The 1,039-nt window shown below is 62.1% G+C and carries 1 protein-coding gene; it reads right to left on the bottom strand.

Annotation, left to right across the window (positions count from 1 at the left end; genetic code table 11):
* Positions 1-211: 211 nt before the first annotated feature.
* The gene (locus tag F6S12_RS32100) at positions 212-985 is read right to left on the bottom strand and encodes an enoyl-CoA hydratase (RefSeq protein WP_011061351.1); all 774 of its coding nucleotides are present in this window, start codon (positions 983-985) and stop codon (positions 212-214) included.
* Between the last annotated feature and the right edge of the window lie 54 nt (positions 986-1,039).

Here is a 1,039-nt window from a genome sequence, read left to right as displayed (position 1 = left end):
GATCCAGCGCCTGCTGATCGCTCGCGAGTTGAAGCATTACCAGCTGTAGGCATTGACGCCGAAAACAAAAAATCGCAGCCGGGGCTGCGATTTTTTTTGGCTGTTCCCTCGTAGGAGCCGGCTTGCCGGCGAACAGGCCCCATGAGTCATGCGCTGCCCTCGGGGACGCCTTCGCTGGCAAGCCAGCTCCTACGTGGCTAGGACGCTGCGGTTACTGGTCCTTGAACTGCGGGTCACGCTTGGCGATGAAGGCGGCCATGCCTTCTTTCTGGTCCTGGGTGGCGAAGGCGGCGTGGAATACCCGGCGCTCGAAGCGTACGCCCTCGGACAGGCTGACTTCAAAGGCGCGGTTCACGCTTTCCTTGATCATCATGCTCACCGGGATCGATTTGCCGGCAATCACCGCCGCCACTTTCAGGGCTTCTTCCACCAGTTCATCGGCCGGCACGATGCGTGCGACGATGCCGCAGCGCTCGGCTTCCACGGCGTCGATAAAACGCCCGGTCAGGCACATTTCCATGGCCTTGGCCTTGCCTACCGCGCGGGTCAGGCGCTGGGTGCCGCCCATGCCCGGCAGCACGCCGAGGTTGATTTCCGGTTGGCCGAACTTGGCGTTGTCGCCGGCCAGGATGAAGTCGCACATCAGCGCCAGTTCGCAACCGCCGCCCAGGGCGAAGCCGTTGACCGCGGCGATGATCGGCTTGCGCCGGTTGGCCACGCGGTCGCTGTCGCTGAACAGGTCGTCGAGGTAGATCTGCGGGTAGCTCAGCTCAGCCATTTCCTTGATGTCGGCACCGGCGGCGAAGGCTTTCTTGGAACCGGTGATGACGATGCAGCCGATCTGCGGGTCGGCTTCCAGGCGATCCAGGGCCTGGTTCACCTCGCCGACGATCTGTGCATTGAGGGCGTTCAGTGCCTGGGGGCGGTTGAGAGTGATCAGGCCGACCCGGCCCTTGATGTCCAACAGAATGGTTTCGTAGCTCATGAATCAGCTCCTGCTAAAAGTCAGAGATTGCGCGAAATGACCATGCGCTGAATG

The sequence above is a fragment of the Pseudomonas sp. JV245A genome (assembly GCF_032424515.1).
In the GTDB taxonomy this organism is placed as follows: domain Bacteria; phylum Pseudomonadota; class Gammaproteobacteria; order Pseudomonadales; family Pseudomonadaceae; genus Aquipseudomonas; species Aquipseudomonas protegens.
Note: the sequence above shows the minus strand (reverse complement) of the source record. Positions and strands in the feature narration are given on the sequence as shown.